This window comes from Rheinheimera sp. MM224 (assembly GCF_947090785.1).
Classification (GTDB): domain Bacteria; phylum Pseudomonadota; class Gammaproteobacteria; order Enterobacterales; family Alteromonadaceae; genus Pararheinheimera.
On sequence record NZ_OX352320.1, the window covers coordinates 2,516,322 to 2,531,247 of the forward strand.

14 protein-coding genes and 1 tRNA gene are annotated in these 14,926 nt (G+C 45.7%); 6 read left to right on the forward strand and 9 right to left on the reverse strand.

Translation table 11 applies throughout. From position 1 onward, the window contains the following. Positions 1 to 101: 101 nt before the first annotated feature. Entirely contained in the window at positions 102 to 980 is an 879-nt protein-coding gene (locus tag OM978_RS11835) for a DMT family transporter (protein ID WP_264342425.1), read from the reverse strand. A 270-nt stretch (positions 981 to 1,250) separates the two neighbouring features. On the opposite strand from OM978_RS11835, the gene OM978_RS11840 reads away from it, so the two are divergent. Further along, complete coding sequence (locus tag OM978_RS11840; RefSeq protein WP_264342426.1) at positions 1,251 to 2,234, forward strand: catalase family peroxidase; 984 nt, start codon at positions 1,251 to 1,253, stop codon at positions 2,232 to 2,234. A gap of 67 nt (positions 2,235 to 2,301) precedes the next feature. On the opposite strand, the gene OM978_RS11845 is transcribed toward OM978_RS11840, so the two are convergent. Beyond that, on the reverse strand, positions 2,302 to 3,276 hold the full coding sequence (locus OM978_RS11845; RefSeq protein ID WP_264342427.1) for a LysR family transcriptional regulator: 975 nt from the start codon (positions 3,274 to 3,276) through the stop codon (positions 2,302 to 2,304). 142 nt (positions 3,277 to 3,418) lie between these two features. On the opposite strand from OM978_RS11845, the gene OM978_RS11850 reads away from it, so the two are divergent. The 4 genes from OM978_RS11850 to OM978_RS11865 all read left to right on the forward strand — a co-directional run bounded on the left by OM978_RS11850 (position 3,419) and on the right by OM978_RS11865 (position 5,727). Continuing rightward, positions 3,419 to 4,354: a sodium-dependent bicarbonate transport family permease gene (locus OM978_RS11850; protein WP_264342428.1), complete on the forward strand. Its 936-nt coding sequence runs from the start codon at positions 3,419 to 3,421 to the stop codon at positions 4,352 to 4,354. A gap of 90 nt (positions 4,355 to 4,444) precedes the next feature. Next, positions 4,445 to 4,521 (forward strand) — tRNA-Pro (locus OM978_RS11855). Between the two features lie 167 nt (positions 4,522 to 4,688). Next, positions 4,689 to 4,910, forward strand: a complete 222-nt coding sequence (locus OM978_RS11860; RefSeq protein WP_264342429.1) for a hypothetical protein — start codon at positions 4,689 to 4,691, stop codon at positions 4,908 to 4,910. Positions 4,911 to 5,400: 490 nt separating this feature from the next. Beyond that, entirely contained in the window at positions 5,401 to 5,727 is a 327-nt protein-coding gene (locus OM978_RS11865) for a hypothetical protein (RefSeq protein ID WP_264342430.1), read from the forward strand. A 23-nt stretch (positions 5,728 to 5,750) separates the two neighbouring features. Here the strand turns inward: OM978_RS11865 and OM978_RS11870 are convergent, their stop codons facing one another. Further along, entirely contained in the window at positions 5,751 to 6,380 is a 630-nt protein-coding gene (locus tag OM978_RS11870; RefSeq protein WP_264342431.1) for a hypothetical protein, read from the reverse strand. Positions 6,381 to 6,752: 372 nt separating this feature from the next. Here OM978_RS11870 and OM978_RS11875 point away from each other — a divergent pair, with 372 nt between their 5' ends. Beyond that, positions 6,753 to 8,594 carry an ABC transporter ATP-binding protein gene (locus tag OM978_RS11875; protein WP_264342432.1) on the forward strand — a complete coding sequence of 614 codons (1,842 nt, stop codon included), beginning with the start codon at positions 6,753 to 6,755 and terminating at the stop codon, positions 8,592 to 8,594. 39 nt (positions 8,595 to 8,633) lie between these two features. On the opposite strand, the gene OM978_RS11880 is transcribed toward OM978_RS11875, so the two are convergent. The 6 genes from OM978_RS11880 to apbC all read right to left on the reverse strand — a co-directional run bounded on the left by OM978_RS11880 (position 8,634) and on the right by apbC (position 14,796). Next, complete coding sequence (locus tag OM978_RS11880; RefSeq protein WP_264342433.1) at positions 8,634 to 9,209, reverse strand: glutathione S-transferase family protein; 576 nt, start codon at positions 9,207 to 9,209, stop codon at positions 8,634 to 8,636. 73 nt (positions 9,210 to 9,282) lie between these two features. Continuing rightward, on the reverse strand, positions 9,283 to 10,209 hold the full coding sequence (gene blaPER, locus OM978_RS11885) for a PER family extended-spectrum class A beta-lactamase (protein WP_264342434.1): 927 nt from the start codon (positions 10,207 to 10,209) through the stop codon (positions 9,283 to 9,285). Between the two features lie 74 nt (positions 10,210 to 10,283). After that, positions 10,284 to 11,801, reverse strand: coding sequence for a DUF3300 domain-containing protein (locus OM978_RS11890; RefSeq protein WP_264342435.1), 1,518 nt, complete (start codon positions 11,799 to 11,801; stop codon positions 10,284 to 10,286). Between the two features lie 171 nt (positions 11,802 to 11,972). Continuing rightward, positions 11,973 to 12,857 carry a DMT family transporter gene (locus tag OM978_RS11895; protein ID WP_264342436.1) on the reverse strand — a complete coding sequence of 295 codons (885 nt, stop codon included), beginning with the start codon at positions 12,855 to 12,857 and terminating at the stop codon, positions 11,973 to 11,975. 254 nt (positions 12,858 to 13,111) lie between these two features. Next, entirely contained in the window at positions 13,112 to 13,702 is a 591-nt protein-coding gene (gene dcd / locus OM978_RS11900) for a dCTP deaminase (protein ID WP_233007323.1), read from the reverse strand. Positions 13,703 to 13,704: 2 nt separating this feature from the next. Further along, positions 13,705 to 14,796 (reverse strand): iron-sulfur cluster carrier protein ApbC, encoded by a 1,092-nt coding sequence (gene apbC / locus OM978_RS11905; protein WP_264342437.1) that lies wholly within the window; start codon positions 14,794 to 14,796, stop codon positions 13,705 to 13,707. Between the last annotated feature and the right edge of the window lie 130 nt (positions 14,797 to 14,926).

A 14,926-nucleotide genomic window follows, 5' to 3' on the forward strand; every position in this document is an offset into this window, starting at 1 on the left:
ATTGCTTTGCTTCTCCGTCAAAGCACTACAAGATTAACTTAGATTTATGACAAATTGCTTAAATATAAAACATAATATTTACTTTATTTGTTCAGCAAAAATCAGGCCCACATCACCAACACCGCAGCTAATACAATCAAAGCTAGCCCCAACAAGTCCTGACGTTTGAGTTTTTCTTTTAACACCAGCACAGAAATCAGCAGCGTAAATAACACTTCCACCTGCCCCAGCGTTTTGACATAAGCCACAGCCTGCAAACTCATAGCAGTAAACCAGCCCAAAGAGCCGAGACAACTGGTAAAACTGGTGGCTAAGGTCAGCTGTGGCCTTTGCCATAACTTCACTAAGGTCGTTTTGTCGTTCAGCGCCAGATAAACCAGCAAAACAAAGGTTTGGGTGGTGATCACAAAAAACAGTACCCAGGCCGCTGCGGGTAAAAACGGCAAGCCCAGGGTCAGGCTGGCCTCACGGACCCATAAAGATGTCAGCGCAAAAGCTAAACCACTACCTAAACCTAAGGCCAGAGTTTTGGCTGATAAAGATTGAATACTGGTGGCTCCTGTTAACAAAAATACAGCGACACCACCAATAAAGACCCCAACCCAGCCTAAAGGGCTGATGTAAGTACCAAAAAACATCACACCGACAATAGCAGCCAAAATAGCCTCGCTTTTAGCAAGACCCACCCCTATCGCATAGTTTTTTAGCCGGAACAACACCACCATCAAAGCAGTTGCCAGAATTTGCATCGCAGAAGCGGCTAGCACGTAAAACACAAACCAGAAGCTAAAATGCGGAATGGCATAATCCTGCCATTGGTAAAGCCCGACTAAATACAACAGCGCTAAAGGACCGGCGTAAATAAAGCGGGCTAAAGTCACGCCCATCACAGGCACATCTTTACTCAGTTGTTTTTGTAACGCATTGCGCATTGCCTGCATAAACGCTGCCAGCAATGTAAAAGGGATCCATAAAGACATACAGACATCCATCGAAATCAGGAACCTGCATAATGCAGCGGCTTGTAAAACGGCGCAATCAGAAAATGGCAAGGCTGAAAAATTCTGACCATACTGAAACCGAAATTCATTGTGGTTCAACAGTCGTTGTAGTTTAAGGCAGCGGCAGTGCTGTTTGAATGAGTTTCCTCAACCACTCATTATCAGCAGCAGAGCCAACAGCCAGGCCTTACTAATGCTTGCAGAGAGCAAAGACCGCGGCAGGTTCGTTTTACTTAAAAGGTTAAGGTCATGACTAAAGGTTTAATAACGGGAACTCTAAGCCTGATTGCTTTTAGCTGTATGCAAGTACAAGCTCAAGACAACGGCAATGTCGCAGTAAAATTGGTAGATACACTGACAGAGTTGGCTCAGGGCCCACATAAAGGCTTTCGTTCCAATCATGCCAAGGGCGCTATTGTGACAGGTCACTTTACTCCATCTGCGGATGCAAAAAATTACAGTACAGCCGCTCATTTTAGTCAGACCGTGCCTGTGACAGTGCGCTTTTCCAACGCCACTGGAGTACCTAATTTACCGGACGCCGATCCTCATGCCAGACCTAATGGTATGGCCATACGCTTTACCTTACCGGATCAAAGCTCAACCGACATTGTCAGTATTTCCTACAACGGCTTTCCTGTTGCAACGCCTGAAGAATTTCTGGAGCTGTTAACCGCCATTAAAACCAATGCAACAGACACCAATAAGCCCACTAAACTGGAGCAATTTTTACAAAGCCACCCAGCGGCTCTGACTTTTGTAAAAACACCAAAACCTATGCCTGCCAGTTTCGCCAATCAGTCGTTTTTTGGTGTCAACAGCTTTATTTTTGAAAATGACAAAGGCGCACAACAGCATTTTCGCTACCGCATAGTGCCAAAAGCCGGAGCCAACTTTTTGACCGATGAGGCTGCAAAAAAAATGGCACCGGATTTCCTGATGGAAGAGATCAAACAAAGGGTAGTAAAAACGCCGGTAGAATTTAGCCTGCAGGCACAATTACCCAATGATGGTGATCCTTTGCTTGATGGTAGCAAAACCTGGCCTGACGACAGACGCCTGATTGAACTCGGCACCATTAAACTGGATGCTTTGCCAGCAGACACCGCAGCCTGGGATAAACAAATGTTTAATCCGTTGCTGCTGACCAAAGGCATTACAGCGACAGCCGATCCCGTGCTACAAACCCGCCCTGTAGCTTACTCCGTCAGTTTTGGTCGCAGGCTGCAATAAGTTATCCATTAAGTGATCTATGGTGCCATCAAATCAGGCCAGATGCTTCAGTGCTCTCTGACCTGATTTATTCAGTTGGCAAAAAGAAATGTGAAGGCAATTGTTGTATATCTTCCACCACCCAGCGCTCTTCAATACAGTCGGTCAGATGCTCTGCGATAAATTGGATCAGCCGACGTGCTGAAGCGCTTAATCTTTTGTCTTTGCGCGCCACCAGATACCAATGGCTATTCAGCGGGAAGCCTTTCACTTTTAATACGCTAAATTGCTCAGTGCTTTGACCTAAGGTATAGGTTGATAACACCGCCAGCCCCAAGCCACTAGCGACACTTAAACGTATGGCTTCGTTGCTTTCAATTTGCATTGTCTTTGAAAGATCAACCCCCTGACTGCTCAACCAGGATTCAAACTGCATACGGGTAGCAGAACCTGGTTCACGCATTAAAAAGCGCTCGTTTTTTAACTCTGAAAAATCAAGCTCACCGCCCTCTGCACAATAACGCGATGCCCAGTGATCAGCAGGAGCTATCAGTTGCAGCGGGTTTTTGATAATACGACAAGCCTGCACCAGCTCGCCGCTGGGCGGCTGACTGAATAAATACAAATCATCATCCTGATGACCAAAGCGGTTCAGAATATGAGCCCTGTTGCCTACATTTAATGTCACTGCAATTTTCGGATTGGCTTTGTCAAAAGCCCCCAAAATAGTCGGCATTACATATTTGGCTGTGGTGACTATACCTAAACTTAAAGTGCCGCTGCGCCCGCCTTTGGCCTCTTCCAATAACGAAGAGAAATCATCAAAACGACTCAGCACATCGGAAGCTGCCTGAAATAACGCATCACCAATGTAAGTGGTATGCACCTTACCTTCGCGGTATTCCAGCAAGGGCTGCCCTACTTCATCAGCCAGCTTTTTAAGCTGTAAGGACACAGTCGGCTGAGTTAAATGCAATAGCCGTGCTGCAGCGGATACGGACGCCAGCCGCACTACCTGCACATAAACCTGCAATAACCTGAAACTTAAATGTCGTACATCCACAGAACACTCCAAAACCAGTTGTTGCCTGCGCTTTTAACCACCCCATAGATAATCGTCAATATTAAAGTGGCAAACAATTAATTATCCAATATACCCAAAGGCAGGCACAATCGCCAGCCAATAACAGCTACGGAGTTGAGTCATGCCTGATATTGTGATCGCGTTTTTTGCCTTTGGCCTTATCGCGGGTTTGTTAAAATCAGATTTAAAAGTCCCTCAGTCTATTTATGAAACCTTATCTATCCTATTGATGCTGGTGCTCGGCCTGAAAGGCGGTATGGCGCTGCATGGTCAGGCTCATAGCGGTATGGTGCCGGATCTATTAGCCGTAGCGGCTTTAGGTTTGATTATTCCACTGCTGTCTTACCCGGTTTTACGTTACCTGGTCAAACTGACCAACTCAGATTCGGTCAGTATCGCCGCCCACTATGGCTCTGTCAGTGCCGGTACTTTTGCTGTGGTTGTCGCATTGGCTGAAAAATCTGGCTTGCCTTTATTGCCTGAAACCACCCTTTATTTGGTGATGCTGGAACTACCCGCCATAGTCATTATGTTGGGTATTTATGGAGCAACTAAAGGTCAGGGTAATCAAGCCCATATCTGGCGTGAAGCCTTAACCAGCCGCGGTGTGTTACTGCTTGGTGGCGGTGTATTGATTGGTTATCTGTATGGACCCGAAGGTTTAGAGCCTATAGCTCCTGCCCTTATTGGCGGCTTTAAAACCATGCTGGCGCTGTTTTTACTGGAAATGGGCCTGTGCACCGCCAAAGTCTGTAATCCATTACCACTGCAACATTGGCGTTTAATGCTATTTGCAGCCTTAGCCCCATTTGCTTTAGGTGCTTTAGGTTTGGCTTTTGGTTTAGTACTGGATTTACCCCAAGGTTCTTTATTGGTGCTGACCACTTTAGCCGCCAGTGCCTCTTATATAGCAGCACCAGCTGCAGTGCGCGCCAGTATCCCGGACGCCAATATAGGCTTAGCGATGCTCGCATCTTTAGGCATCACTTTCCCGGTGAACGTGCTGCTGGCCATTCCTGTCTATCAGCATTGGGTGGAGCTTGCGGTCGGGAATTAATCTAAGGTTCTGAAAAGCGAACAAAAAAAACGCAGTCAAACCTTGGGGCATTGCATTTATGAGTTAAAGCAGTAGTATAAGGCCCAACGTCGGTACGTAGCGCAGCTTGGTAGCGCACTTCGCTGGGGGTGAAGGGGTCGGAGGTTCAAATCCTCTCGTACCGACCATTAAATTGACCTGCTTTTACAGCAGGTTTTTTTATGCCTGAAATTTGATTAAATTCAATACTTAGCTTTCTCCTTAAAATCTATTTAGTTGTAAAAATTATTGGATTTTTTATAAACAGTTCATGTACAGTGGTTTTCTGATTTAGTGACAACAATAAGGAACAGTTATGCAAATCAATTTAAACACCCCAAGCACAGCTGCTACATCAACAGCACAGACTACAGCTCCTGCGGCTCAGGCTAAAACCACTACTACAATAGCCCCTTCTACTGCAGATACTGTGACCTTATCTGCTGAAGCAAAAGCTAAGTTTGCTGCTGATTTAGAGACTTTAGGTAATGGTTCTGGTAACGAACCACCAATTAAAGATAAAGACAAGGTTCAATAAAAATGGGCGATTTCGCCTACAAAATTGACCATGTATTGTGGCTGCTTTGTTTTTTGTTGCTGATTATATCTGTGGTTTATAAGCTAGACATGTCTTCCAGAATAGCCTTAACCGTATGGGTTATAGGCAATCTGGTTATGGATAAAGCCCAGCCCTTTGTGATGGATCTGGCTACAGTTTATGAAGATACAGGACCATCTTTTTGGTATATCACATGGAGTGCAGTCGATGTATCGTGTGTTTGGTGTATTTACAAAATACACGTAGTACACGACATTCCAGCCAGTAAACTGACCCGCTATATTATGGTCTGTCTATTAAGCTTGTGTGCTTTGCAGTTTATGCGATATGCCGACAGAATGGTTTTTGATACAAATTTGTTATCTGAAATATACAAATACATTATTGTTTCTATTAACATTTCAGTAGTGCCATTCGCCATATTCTGGTTTGTTAAGGACATACAAACGCTCAGAAAAGGAGTTGTCTTATGATTGAGTTTTTATCACTGCTTGTGATGGCTGTACTGCTGCTGAGTGGTCTGTTTTGGTATAAAAAGACCTGCCGCCATTTAACAGTCAAGGAAATAGAGCAAAGGGTTTCACAGCAAATGGAACAAAGAGCGCACAAACTTTGTATGCAGGCCTTTGATGTGCAAAGAACCAGCGAAGCTGAAGAACGCAATAAACTAGACGAACAATTTCAGGATGACTTGCATCTGTATGTAGAAGATTTTCAGGCAGAAGTCGCTGAAAGCTTGCAGCAGAATAAGGTGCAGGATATTCAAAGTTATGGCTTTATCAGGCTGACTAAATAGCGGCCTTTTAGCGGCCGCCCCATTCAGTTAGCCCATTGCTTTTCAAACTGATAAAACGCAGGTTTGGCCAGACTTAAGTTTGGCTGATGCTGCTTTTTTAGGTAATGCTGGATCTCCTGTTGAACCTGATGCACAACCTCTATTAGCTCAGCCAGAGCAAACTCTTCGGTGTGGAACACGAAGGTTTTACTGGCGGGTTCAAGCCAGCAAAACATAGCTTCGTTATCCATCCAGGTGATGACCTGATTAAAACTGGTTAAGTGGTGGGCGTTGTAACGGCGCATTGCGCTGTTGTCCCGTACTGAATGATCCAACTCATCAGCATGGCGCCACAAGGCTTCATTGCGTAGCGGATGATTGAGATCTGGCAGGTTGATTTCACTGCGCAGCGCCATAGCTCTGTGGCAGATGTCCAGCCCCTGCTCTCCGCAGCATTTGGCAGGCCAGAATATCCGGGATAATTGATAGGTATGGATCAGAATTAAATGCACGGCGTCGTACATATCTTCACAAGCGCGGCGCTGACAATCCCAGTCTTCAGACCAGTCCTGCAATTGTTTAATGGCTCTGTCCAGTTCCTGACCAGCTTCAACAATTAACTCAGATTGCAATTCGGCTTGTTTTATATGTAGCAGTATTTCTTTGGCATCCATTTCAACACTCCTGTAAGACGAGACAACACCCTTATTAGGGGTACTCTGTATGTTCAGTGTAGAAAGCATCAGAGGCTTTGCAAGCTAGCCAAAGTGCAGCTAAGTTATAGATTTTTCGATAATTACCCATTTTGGGTTTTCATAAAAATCTAAGCTGCTGAGTTATCGTGATATCAACTCTTTTGGTTTTTTCATATTTTTTTGTATTTATTTTCAACAATCTGCCGTTTAATTGGGTAATTCTGCTGATATAACACCACTGCACATCAAATAAAGTGATCGCTGTAAAACAGCCGTTCATCAAATAGTTACATCTGTTTTTTAAACTTTGACGTACAATAAGCGCCTTTTTCGTCGCCTCTGAGGAATTTTATGCTGGGCTTTTTTGAACGATTAACCAAACCTTTCCCTGATGACGAGCCAACTCAGCCGCCTCAAGGCTTATTTGCATTTTGTTTGCACTACAGCAAAGGTATGGTGCTACCGCTGATCCTGATGTCCATCGCAACAGCACTGCTGGCAGCACTGGAAGTGTCTTTATTCGGTTATATGGGCCAACTGGTAGATTGGCTGGTGAATAAAAACCCTGAAACCTTCTGGCAGGAAGAGCAGGATACCTTGATCACCATGGCTGTAGTGATGTTGGTGGTTTTACCTGCGTTAGTGTTTTTCCACTCTGCACTGATCCACCAGACGATATTGGGTAACTACCCTATGTCGATCCGCTGGTTAGCGCACCGTTATTTATTAAAACAAAGCCTTGGCTTTTATCAGAATGAGTTCGCAGGCCGTATCGCCACCAAGGTAATGCAAACGGCATTGGCTGTGCGCGAAACCGCCACCAAGCTGTTGGATGTGATGGTGTATGTGGTGGTGTATTTTGGCTCTATGTTGTATCTGATAGCCGATGCCGACTGGCGTTTAGTACTGCCGATGATTGCATGGTTAGTGATCTACACTGGCTTGCAGTTCTATTTTGTGCCACGGCTGAAACAGGTTGCTACTGAGCAGGCCGACGCCCGTTCAGAAATGACAGGCCGTATTGTCGACAGCTACACCAATATCAGCACCATTAAACTGTTCTCACACACAGCCCGTGAGTCTGATTATGCGCGCGACAGCATGCAGCTGTTTCTGGTGCCTGTGTACAAACAAATGCGTCTCGCCACCTGGTTGAATATTTGTGTGCAAGGGCTGAACTATCTGTTGGTGTTCTCTATTGCCACTCTGGCGATATGGTTATGGTCCGTCAATGCAGTCACTGTAGGTTCTATTGCCATAGCCGTCAGTCTGGCTTTGCGTTTAAACGGTATGTCGCAGTGGATCATGTGGGAAGTCAGTGCGTTGTTTGAAAACATCGGTACAGTGGCAGACGGTATTGCTACCTTGTCTCAGCCGCATCAAATCGTCGATAAAACCGATGCTAAACCTATTGAAGTGTCACAAGGTCAGATTGAATTTAAGCAGCTGAACTTTAACTACGGCAAAGTGGCTGGTGAACATGGCCCTGTGATTGACGGTCTGGAATTGTCGATTAAACCAGGTGAAAAAGTAGGTTTAGTAGGTCGCTCTGGTGCAGGTAAATCAACGCTGGTGAACTTGTTGTTGCGTTTTTATGACGTCAATTCCGGCCAGATTTTAATAGATGGTCAGGACATCAAAACTGTATCACAGGAAAGCTTACGCGCTCATATCGCTATGGTGACGCAGGATACCTCTTTGCTGCACCGTACAGTGCGGGAGAATATTTTGTATGGCCGTCCCGGTGCTACTGAAGCAGAAATGTTTGAAGCAGCTCGCTTGGCAGAAGCCGATGCCTTTATTCAGGAACTGACGGATCCTAAAGGCAATAGCGGTTATGACGCTCAGGTCGGCGAACGGGGTGTAAAACTTTCAGGTGGTCAGCGTCAGCGTATTGCGATAGCAAGGGTACTTTTGAAAAACGCCCCTATCCTTATTCTGGATGAAGCAACCTCAGCATTGGATTCAGAAGTAGAGGCCGCTATTCAGCACAGTCTGACTCAGCTGATGATAGGTAAAACAGTGATCGCTATCGCACACCGTTTGTCTACTATAGCTGCAATGGACAGGCTCATAGTGCTGGACCAGGGTCGTATAGTTGAGCAAGGTAGCCATCAGGAACTAATTGCCAAAGGTGGCATTTACGCTCAGTTATGGGCGCATCAAACCGGTGGTTTCATTGGTGTGGAATAAAATTAAAAAGGGCAGAGCTTAAGCTCTGCCCTTTTGTTTTTAGCTCAAACGAGGATCAGTTTCAGCCACCATCGGCTGGTTTAAATGCTCATGTCTAAACTGCAGTAAGACCGGAAAAGGTTTTAAATCGACTAAATCACGGAACAGCACCCAGTCGATAAGCGTAAATAAGCTAATACTCAGATAATCCCAGCGTCCAAAATGCCCTGCCCTGATTTGTTGCTCCAGCGCTTCCAGCGTTGCCTGTATACGCTCATGCTGCAGGTTAAAAAACAACTTATCCTCTGTGACTTCAAAACCAGAGCGTTTACATAGCAACAGCTCAACCAGCGAATCTGTACAGGCATTGATAGTGGTCAGGCAATTTTCCTGATCCCAGCTCAATGGTTTTAAATTTAACTTCTGTGCCAGGTAACGGTAAATGACTCCTGAATCAAAAATCACCTGCTCCTCGTCCACTAACACCGGCACTTTACGCGCTGGATTGTGTTTTACCAGCACAGAGCGGCCTTGCGACTCAAAAATATTTAATGCAACAAACTGATACGCCTGACCCGCCAGAACTAAACGTAAACGACGCACAAAAGGGGAAGCCACTGAACCTAGTAACTGCATAACCTACTCCATTTACAGATCATGAGTTCAGTGTACAACCTTAATAAGTCGCTTAGATAGCCCTGCATGTTGTTTAATCCGGACTAACTGCTGAGAGTTTTTTCAGCTCAAACTGATAAGCAGCCTGAGCGACTTGCGCGATAATGGCTTCATTGGTTCGTTCTGATTCAGCCGAATCCTTGACAAATACCGCCACCAATAAAGGCCGTCCATCAGGCAACATAATGACGCCTATATCATTAGTCGCCGCAGTTTTTCCTGCTCTGACGCCCGAAGTACCGGTTTTATGCGCCACTATAGTGCCCGCAGGTAACAAGCCTTTTAACCGCTGTGGTCCTGTGGTGGTTTCCACCATCCACTTCCACAATAAAGCCTGGGAGGTTTCAGATAACTGCTTTTTTTGTTCAAACTTTTGCAAAAGTTGAGCTACTGCTTTCATCGAAGTCCAGTTTTTATACTGCACCTGATCATCGGCATGCATTTGTGCTTCATTTGCCACAACTTCAGTTTCATTAATACCTAAAGACTGAATGTAAGTATGCAGAGCTGCAGGCCCTCCAACCAGTTCGAACAATAAATCACAGGCCACATTGTCGCTGTGTGACACCGAATACTGCAGTAACTGCTGTACTGCAACAGTAAATTCATCGCCCTGATGATCTTTCATCATTGGCGACCAGGTGTTTTGTAATACTTCGGAGCGTTTTACCGCGACCGATTGATTTAAATCCAGTTTACCCTGATCGACCTGATGTAAAACCAACATGGCTAAATGCAGCTTAAATACACTTTGCATCGGGAATTTCTCAAAAGGATTCACCAGCAAAGGCTCCAGATCATCAGGCCCCCATACAGCAACACCCACAGTGGCTTGTTTACCCATCACTATGGTTTCAATTTGCTCTTTTAACAGCGGGGATTGGGCAGAGACGACCCATGAACTTAAGCTCAACATCATCAGAGCAGTAGTGGTAAAAACACGTTTTGCGATGACATTCATACGACTGTCCTTGTTATTTTTGTGGATTATACAAAAGGCAGCCGCAGCTGCCTTTGTTCATTCAGTTATAGCTGTTATTCGATTTGTCTGCGCCCTTCTGAGCTGCGCATTTCTCTGCTTTGCGCTCTTGGCTGCTCCATCCGCGGCTGTTGCACTCGTGGTTGTTGATAGCTACGTTCTACCCTTGGCTGTTCAACCCTCGGCTGCTGATAGCTGCGTTCTACACGCGGCTGCTCAACACGGGGTTGTTGGTAGCTGCGTTCCGGGCGCGGCTGTTCAACACGAGGAGTCTGGTAATTACGCTCAGGCCTTACCGCCTCAACTCTTGGCTGTTGCACAGGACGTTCAAATTTAGTTTGCTCCGTCCTTTGCGTTTGGTAAGAACGTTCCGGGCGAACTACGTCTGGTCGAGGTTGCTTTACAGCACGGTCCACCCCCGGATCTTGACGATTGTTATTTTTCAACTCCTGACGCAATACCTGCTGTCTGTCCTTGAAGTCACGAGAATTTGTTGGCTCGACCTGAGCTCGCGGGCCTTCTTCTTTGGCTCGGCGAATAAGATCATCACCTTTTTTATTACGGTCGAACTGACGTTCTTTTTCGTCAAAACGTTGGGCCTTTTCACTATTAAACTTGCGGTCCGGTGCATAACCCTTGTTTTCACGGGTTTGGGCAGCCCATTCACGTTGTTGATCTCTGTTCTGATAACTGCGATTGCCACTGAACTCGCGGGTTGGCTGATACCCTGCCTGATAACTCACACCACGTCTGTGGTGTGGATTATGGCGCCAGTGATGTGAATTCTTATGATGTACTATCTGATGGCTGCGATAGTAATACGGGTCACGCCAATGATGATGGTGATCGATCACCACAATCTGACGGCGCGGCCAGTGAAAGCTGCTGAAATAGAATCCCGGCGCAATCTGAATACCAACGCCCCAGGAAAAACCACGATGCACAGCATAACCCACAGGCACATGCCAATAGACTGGCGGATAGCTATGCCACCACCATGGACCATACACCACTTGTGGATCGTAATAAGGGATATAAACCACCTGCGGAGAGGCAGGTTCTATGATGATGGTTTTTTCTTGCCTTACCACTTTAATATGTTCTTGTTTATCCAGATTACCAGAAGCATAAGCTTTGTTACGCAAGGTCTGAATACTGGTCATGACTTGTGCTTCCTGACCTAAAAACGCGTCACCTAAACGCTGTGTCCAGTCGATATCATCACTCATGCGTTCCAGCAATTGTGGGAAAGGCACCAAAGCTTTTACACTTGGATCCCAATCTTCATCTTCCACTTGTTCCAGCGCTTCTTCAGCACTGTAACGAGGATGTTCTTCCACCCAACGATTGGCTTTGATAATTTCCAGCGGATAAGTGGATGCAATAAGCACATGCGACAACACCGTATCCGGGTACAAAGCAATAGGAGCAAGCATAGCGTCCAGCTCAGCCTGACTAAAACTTTGCACAGTGCTACCGGCACTGGCGGTCTGTTGTGCTGCCACTGGGGCAACCAACAAGGCTGGGAATAAAGCCACTGAAAGCAAAGGTAAGCATTTCATCAGGGCACGCATTGTAAGCTCCTGCCACAGTTGTGGCCGCTAAAACCCGGATCTATGGGGAAGAGTGTCGCGAGATCCGACGCCACACTCCAAAATTCTTTGTAACACTGATGCATTTATCACCAGCTTGTATGAAGTTATAACAAGCACAGCCTGAACAGCTTCTGAATACTCAGGTATCTCTTAGGCTTTGACTTTAAAAAGCGACGAAGGTTTAAACCCTGTCACCAGCGAGGTGCCGGTGATCACCACTGCTACCCCAACAAAAGTATGCCAACCTAAAGCTTCGTTTAAAAACACATGGCCCCAGAACACACCAAACACCGGAATTAAGAAGGTGACTGTTAAGGCCGGAGTGGCGCCTTCGTCCTGCACTAAGCGGAAATATAATAAATAAGCCACACCAGTACAAATGACCCCAAGGGCTAATACAGCAGCTGCAACATTCAAACTGATATCGGCTTGTATGGGGAATAACAACATGACAGGAGCCAGCATCAAAGCTGATGTCCACATACTACCGTGGGCGTTGGTATAAGGAGCGACAGTTTTCGCAAGACGAGTGTAATGGGTCGCTATGCCATAACAAAAGGCAGCGCCAGCGGCACAAAATACAGCCACTAAAGCACCAGGTTCCAGCACAACAGGGTCAAAACCCACCAAGATGGCCACACCACTGATCCCCAGCACCAGACCAATCGCTATTCGCAAAGTTAAAGCTTGCCGGAAAACCACTATACCTATCAAAGCGCCCCAGATAGGAGCAGTGGCATTAAGCACAGATAAAACCGAAGCCGTTAAGGTTTGAGCAGCATAAGCAAATAACAAAAACGGTAAGGCAGAGTTAAAAAAGCCAAGAATAAAAAAGTGCTTCCAGTTATTTTTTAAATCCAGCTGATGTTTTTTCAAAAACCAGCCCATCAGGCCCAAAAATAGTGCAGCAAACAACACCCTGCCCGTCATTAAAGCAGCTGGCCCTAAGCTACCAACAGCGATACGCATAAATAAAAAAGAAGAACCCCAAATGGCGGCCAAACTAAAGAGACGAAGAAAACTGGCGGGCTGCATGAAAACTCCTGTAAGCAATCAAATCTTGGCTTGTACTTTGAACCAGCGCTGCAAATCGTTGGATAAACTCTGTTTTTTTAACTAACTATTCAGTTAATGCGACACTAATTGCACAAAAAATGAAAAAATCTAAAAAAGCCGGGTTGCGAAGCTATGCAGATATATTGCATAATTACCCCGCTTCATTTTTGCTTTATTGCTTCAGCCCATACCACTTTTGTATGGGCTTTTTCATTTCTGGGTCAGGTTAAAGACTAACTTTGGTCGTCCTGGCTAATACGGCTTGCCACAGCGCCTGTCTGTTGCTGATACTTCGCATCCACTCTTTTGTTGTATGGACGGGCAGCTTCACCTGTCATAGTTTCAAAATTCAGCGCCCCAATTTTCATATTGGGTCTAAGTGCCAGTGGTAAACGACCACTGTTATAAAACTCAAGCACTATATTGCCAGACCAACCTGGATCGATACGGTGCGCTGTTACATGTACCATTAAACCCAAACGGGCTAATGAAGAACGGCCATCCAACCAACCTACTATGTCAGCAGGCAAAGTGACGGATTCAAGCGTAATAGCCAATGCCAATTCGCCCGGGTGCAGGAAAAATGCTTCGTCATCTGTTAATACAATTTCATCACTCATCACTGAATTTAATGCATGATCCACTTCTTCACGTGGACCACTTAAATCGATAAATGCAGCGGCATAAGCACGAAAAGTGCGGAATTTATGGCCTAAGCGAATATCCACACTGACACCGCTGATCATGTCTGGTGTTGGCCGTGGCGTAATTTGGATCTTGCCTGCGTCTATGTAGGCTTCAATGTCGCGGTCACACAATCTCATGGTTAATCATCCGTAAAAATAATTTCGGGTTGCTGCGCTTGCTGATGTTGGGAGTTCCAATATAAAGCAAAGCTCAGTTGTCGTGCTATAGCCCGGTAAAAACCAGTACCGCTTTCGGCTGGGTTCAGCACTAGCGGCGTTCCGGCATCACAGGACTGGCGTATTTGTTTTTGTAAGGGTAACTGACCCAGCACAGGTACCTGATAACGTTCAGCTAATTCTAAGCCACCGTTGGTACCAAAAATATCGTCAATTTCACCGCAGTGACTGCACTGGTAAAAACTCATGTTCTCTACCAGTCCAAGCACAGGAATATTCACACTGCGAAACATAGAAATGGCTTTTTGTGCATCAGCCAAAGCCACATCCTGCGGTGTTGTGACTATCAAAGCTCCGGTCACTGGCAGTTTTTGCGACATGGTCAGTTGAATATCGCCCGTGCCAGGTGGCATATCGACAATTAAATAATCTAAATCCGGCCACAAGGTTTCGTTTAATAACTGCAGCAATGCCTGACTGGCCATAGGGCCACGCCAAACCGAAGCTTTTTCCGGGTCGACTAAAAAACCTATCGACTGTAAATAAATTCCAGCGGCTTGTTTAGGTAATAGATGTTTATCGTCTGGTGATTCAGCTTTGGCATCTTTTAAACCCAACATGGTAGGAATGGAAGGACCATAAATATCCGCATCCAACAGCCCTACTTTGGCCCCTTCTAAGCCTAAAGCCACCGCCAGATTAACAGCAGTAGTGCTTTTACCTACACCACCTTTGCCTGATGCCACCAAAATCACTTGCTTGATATTGCGGTATGCTGGTTCTACTGTGTTTTCGCTTCGAAGTTCCAGAGTCAGATTTGGCTGCACCTGCTGAAGTACAGGCAATAACTCGTCAGCCAAAGAGGCCCATGGGAATTTCAGCGTTAAGCTCAGGCTATTTTGTTTAGTGTTAAAACTGGCCTGCTGAATCAAGCTATCCAGCGGCATAGGAAATTCGTTGCTTTGAAACTCAGCCAAAGTTTTGGCTAATAGGTCCGGCATGTCATCGGCTGATGATTGCTGTTCTGCTGCTTTTTTAAACCATTTAAACCACATCGTGTTACTCAATCTGTGTTGCTGAACTGGTTCGATTCCTGTGAACTGTATTTTGTGCACACTTTACCAGCTTTTCAGCGCTTTGCTGCTTTTGAACTGGTGCGCTTTAACGCGCGCTATTGTATCATTA

Coding starts and splice junctions, on each gene's coding strand:
- OM978_RS11895 (WP_264342436.1), bottom strand. CDS start 12,857: ATGCAGCCCGCCAGTTTTCTTCGTCTCTTTAGTTTGGCCGCCATTTGG.
- OM978_RS11850 (WP_264342428.1), top strand. CDS start 3,419: ATGCCTGATATTGTGATCGCGTTTTTTGCCTTTGGCCTTATCGCGGGT.
- OM978_RS11870 (WP_264342431.1), bottom strand. CDS start 6,380: ATGGATGCCAAAGAAATACTGCTACATATAAAACAAGCCGAATTGCAA.
- OM978_RS11865 (WP_264342430.1), top strand. CDS start 5,401: ATGATTGAGTTTTTATCACTGCTTGTGATGGCTGTACTGCTGCTGAGT.
- apbC (WP_264342437.1), bottom strand. CDS start 14,796: ATGTGGTTTAAATGGTTTAAAAAAGCAGCAGAACAGCAATCATCAGCC.
- dcd (WP_233007323.1), bottom strand. CDS start 13,702: ATGAGATTGTGTGACCGCGACATTGAAGCCTACATAGACGCAGGCAAG.
- OM978_RS11835 (WP_264342425.1), bottom strand. CDS start 980: ATGTCTTTATGGATCCCTTTTACATTGCTGGCAGCGTTTATGCAGGCA.
- OM978_RS11840 (WP_264342426.1), top strand. CDS start 1,251: ATGACTAAAGGTTTAATAACGGGAACTCTAAGCCTGATTGCTTTTAGC.
- OM978_RS11890 (WP_264342435.1), bottom strand. CDS start 11,801: ATGCGTGCCCTGATGAAATGCTTACCTTTGCTTTCAGTGGCTTTATTC.
- blaPER (WP_264342434.1), bottom strand. CDS start 10,209: ATGAATGTCATCGCAAAACGTGTTTTTACCACTACTGCTCTGATGATG.
- OM978_RS11880 (WP_264342433.1), bottom strand. CDS start 9,209: ATGCAGTTACTAGGTTCAGTGGCTTCCCCTTTTGTGCGTCGTTTACGT.
- OM978_RS11860 (WP_264342429.1), top strand. CDS start 4,689: ATGCAAATCAATTTAAACACCCCAAGCACAGCTGCTACATCAACAGCA.
- OM978_RS11875 (WP_264342432.1), top strand. CDS start 6,753: ATGCTGGGCTTTTTTGAACGATTAACCAAACCTTTCCCTGATGACGAG.